This window comes from Nocardia flavorosea NBRC 108225 (genome assembly GCF_001613385.1).
Lineage (GTDB): Bacteria > Actinomycetota > Actinomycetes > Mycobacteriales > Mycobacteriaceae > Nocardia > Nocardia flavorosea.
Genome location: NZ_BDCG01000053.1, coordinates 1 through 4,091 on the forward strand (window position 1 = coordinate 1; position 4,091 = coordinate 4,091).

The 4,091-nt window shown below is 65.9% G+C and carries 1 protein-coding gene; it reads right to left on the reverse strand.

The genetic code is table 11. The features are described 5' to 3' along the window. Positions 1–4,091, reverse strand: a 4,091-nt coding sequence (locus tag NFL01S_RS33760; protein ID WP_157117329.1) for a non-ribosomal peptide synthetase, incomplete at both ends; no start/stop codon positions are given.

Below are 4,091 nucleotides of genomic sequence, written 5' to 3' on the forward strand. Positions count from 1 at the left end.
CCCACAACCAGATCCACCGACCGCGACACCAGCAACCCGACCAACGACTCCGGACCCACACCCTGCGCGATCAAATGCCGCGCCAGCCGGTTCACCCGAGCGGAGAACTCGCCGTAGGACAGACTCGTCCCCTCGAACGACACCGCCACCCGATCCGGGTGCGCCGCCGCCATCCGCTCGAACCCATCCAGCAGCAACCGCTCCGGCAGCGCATGCTCGGTCGCGTTCCACTCCGCCAGCACCCGGGTGCGCTCGACCGGAGCGAAAATTTCCAGATCGCCCACGGGAGCAAAGGGCGCTGCCACGATCCGGCTCAGCAGCCGGGTGAACCGGTCGGCGAAACCCTGTACCGTGGCGCGGTCGAACAGATCCGTCGCGAAGGTCAGGTACCCGACCACCCCGCTGGGTTCGCCCGCGGTGTCGTAGGAGTCGCTCAGGATGAGGTTCAGGTCGAACTGAGAGACCTCGGTATCGATATCGACACCGGAAACAGTGAGCCCTGGCAACTCCAGGCTCGACCGGTCCAAGTTCTGGAAGGTGAATCCCACCTGGAACAGGGGATGCCGGGCGGTCGACCGGGCCGGGTTCAGTACCTCGACGAGTCGTTCGAAGGGCACATCCGCATTCGCGAAGGCCGCGATATCCACCTGCCGCTGCCGCGCGAGCAGCTCGGTGAACGCTTCGCCGCGATCGAGCCGGGTCCGGAACACCAGAGTGTTCACGAACATACCGATCAGATCGTCGAGCGCCTGCTCACCACGTCCGGCCACCGGGGTACCGATCGTGATGTCGTCGACACCGGACAGCCGCGACAGCAGCACCGCGAACGCGGTATGCGCCACCATGAACAGGGTCGCGCCCTGCTGCTGCGCCAGCCGCTGCAAACCGGCATGGACCTCGGCATCGATATCGATATCGACCCGGCCACCGGTGAACGACTGCACCGCAGGCCGCGGCCGGTCCATCGGCAGGTCCAGCTGATCCGGGATCCCGGCCAGCGCCGACTCCCAATACCCGAGCTGCTTCGCCACCAGCGAATCCGGATCGGACTCATCGCCCAGCAGGTTGCGCTGCCAGATACTGAAATCGGCGTACTGCACCGGCAGGGGCGCCCACGCCGGGGCCGCCGCCGCGGCCCGCGCGGCGTATGCGGTCATCACATCGCGAGCCAGCGGACCGACCGACGAGCCGTCGGCCGCGATATGGTGCGCCACCAGCGCGAGTACGAACTCGTCGGAGACACCGGCAGTAGCGGGATCTTGCGCGCCGGTCGCGGCGGCCGGATCCTCCAGGCGGAACAGGGCCACCCGCAGCGGCACCTCGGCGGTCACATCGAAGCCGGTGGACGCCAGTTCCGCCACGGCCGCACCGATATCCGCGGAAGCCACCGACCGCACCGCGAGCTCCGGAACCGCCTGTGCCGCCGGTAGCACCAGCTGCACGGGACCGGACGCGGAATCGGGGTACACCGTGCGCAGCACCTCGTGCCGCGTCACCAGATCCGCGACCGCCGCCCGCATGGCCTCGATATCGAGTTCACCGGACAACCGGATCGCGAGCGGAATGTTGTAGGCCGCCGTATCGCTGTCGAAGCGGTTGAGGAACCACATCCGCTGCTGCGCCAGCGACAACGGCGCAACCTGCTGAACCTCACCCGACTCGGTGACCCGCGTCGGCCGCGGCTGCGGCACCAACGCCGCCCGGCCACCCGAACCGGCATGCTGCTCGACCCGAACAGCCAAACCGGCGACAGTGGACGCCTCGAACAACGCCCGCACCGGGACAGTCGTATCCAGCGCCTTGCCCAACCGCGCCGCCACCTGCGTCGCGACCAGCGAGTTACCACCCAGGGCGAAGAAATCGTCGTCCGCGCCGACCTGATCGATCCCGAGGACCTCGGCGAAGGTATTCGCCACGATCTCCTCGATCGGAGTCGACGGCGCCCGGAACTCCCGCGTCTCGAACTCGGGCTCCGGCAGAGCCTTACGGTCCAGCTTGCCGTTCACATTCAACGGCAGAGCATCGAGCTCCACGAACGCCGAGGGCACCATGTACGACGGCAATTGCTGCGCCAGTTCGGACTGGATTCGAACCGCATCCACAGGGACATCGGTGGCAGCTCCCGGTACAACGTAGCCGACCAGCCGGTCACCGGTCCGCGGGTCCGACTTCGCCACCACAGCCGCCTGCGCGACCTCCGGCAGGGCAAGGAGTGCGGCTTCGATCTCACCCAGCTCGATCCGGAAACCACGAATCTTGACCTGGAAATCGGTACGACCCCGATACTCCAACCCACCGTCACGATTCCACGCGACCAGGTCACCCGTGCGATACATCCGCTCACCCGCAGCGAACGGATCCGCCACGAAGCGTTCCGCACTCAAATCCGCACGACCGAAATACCCGTGCGCCAACTGCACACCGGCCAGATACAGCTCACCGGATACACCATCCGGGACGGGTTGCAACCGGCCGTCCAGCACATATACGCGGGAATTCCACTGCGGCGCACCGATCGGCACCGCGACCTGATCCGCCTCGGTCACCCGATGCGTCGTGATCGATACCGCGGCCTCGGTCGGACCATAGAGGTTGAACAACCCCACACCCGGATAGTCGGCGAGCATCCGCTGTGCAGTCGCCGCCGGCAACGCCTCACCGATGGCCAGCACCCGGCGCAACGACGCAGACAGGCCTTCGTCGGTGAGCAGCAGCGCATCCAGCATCGACGGAACCACCGTCAAGGTGGTCACACCCTCGCGGGCCATCAATCCGTTGAGGTAGGACGGATCGCGATGTCCGTCCGGGGAGGCGATGACCATCCGGCCACCGCATACCGCCGCGGTCCAGAACTCCCACACCGACAAGTCGAACGTGGCAGCCGTCTTGAGCAGAATCGAATCTGTTGCTTCTACAGCGAATTCGGTCCGGATGTAGCGCAGCTGGTTCACAATCGCCGCGTGCGGTACCGCCACACCCTTCGGGCGGCCCGTCGAACCCGACGTGAAGATCACATACGCCGTATTCGACGCACACAACGGCGACACCCGATCCGCATCGGTGACCGGAGTATCCGCATAACCGGAAAGATCGAGGGCATCCAGGTCCACCACCGGCGCGCTGCCGGTCTCGAATCCGGTCTCGGCATTCGTCAGCACACACACCGGTGCCGCGGTCTCGAGAATGTAGTCACTACGCTCGGCCGGCTGATCCGGATCGACCGGCACATACACGCCACCGGCCACCGTCACCGCATACATCGCGACCACGAGATCCACCGACCGCCGCAACGCCAACGCGACCCGAACCTCAGGCCCCACACCCCGACCGATCAGATACCGCGCCAAACCATTGACCCGCGCACCCAACTCGGCATACGTCACCTGCGAACCATCGGCAGCCACCAACGCCACCGCACCTCGATGGGCGGTCGTCGTAGCATCCAGCAGCGTTACCAGGGTGTCGCCGGACTCCAGTTCACGGGCAGTCGTATTGCGCTCGGCCAGTGCCGCGCGCTCTGCGGGAGCCAGAATGTCCAGCTCGCCGACCGCGGACTCCGGCGCCGCGATGATCTCGCCCAGCAGCCGTACGAAGCGGTCCACGAATACCTGAGCGGTAGCGCGATCGAACAATGCGGTGGCGTAGGTCAGGGCGCCGGTGATACCGGCGGGCGCACCGGTGCTGTCGTAGTCGTCACCGATGATCAGATGCAGGTCGAACTGGGAAATCCCCGTATCGATATCGACACCCGACACCGTCAGACCGGGCAACTCCAGACTCGACTGCGCCAGGTTCTGGAACGAGAAACCCACCTGGAACAACGGATGCCGAGCCGTCGAACGAACCGGGTTCAGCACCTCCACCAAACGCTCGAACGGCACATCCGCATGCGCAAACGCCTGCAGATCCACCTCACGCTGACGCGCCAGCAGATCCGTGAACGCCTCACCCTGATCCAGCCGCGTCCGGAACACCAGGGTGTTCACGAACATACCGATCAAGTCCTCGAGCGCCTGCTCACCACGACCCGCGATCGGGGTACCGATGGTGACGTCATCGGCGCCCGACAGGCGCGACAACAGCACAGCGAA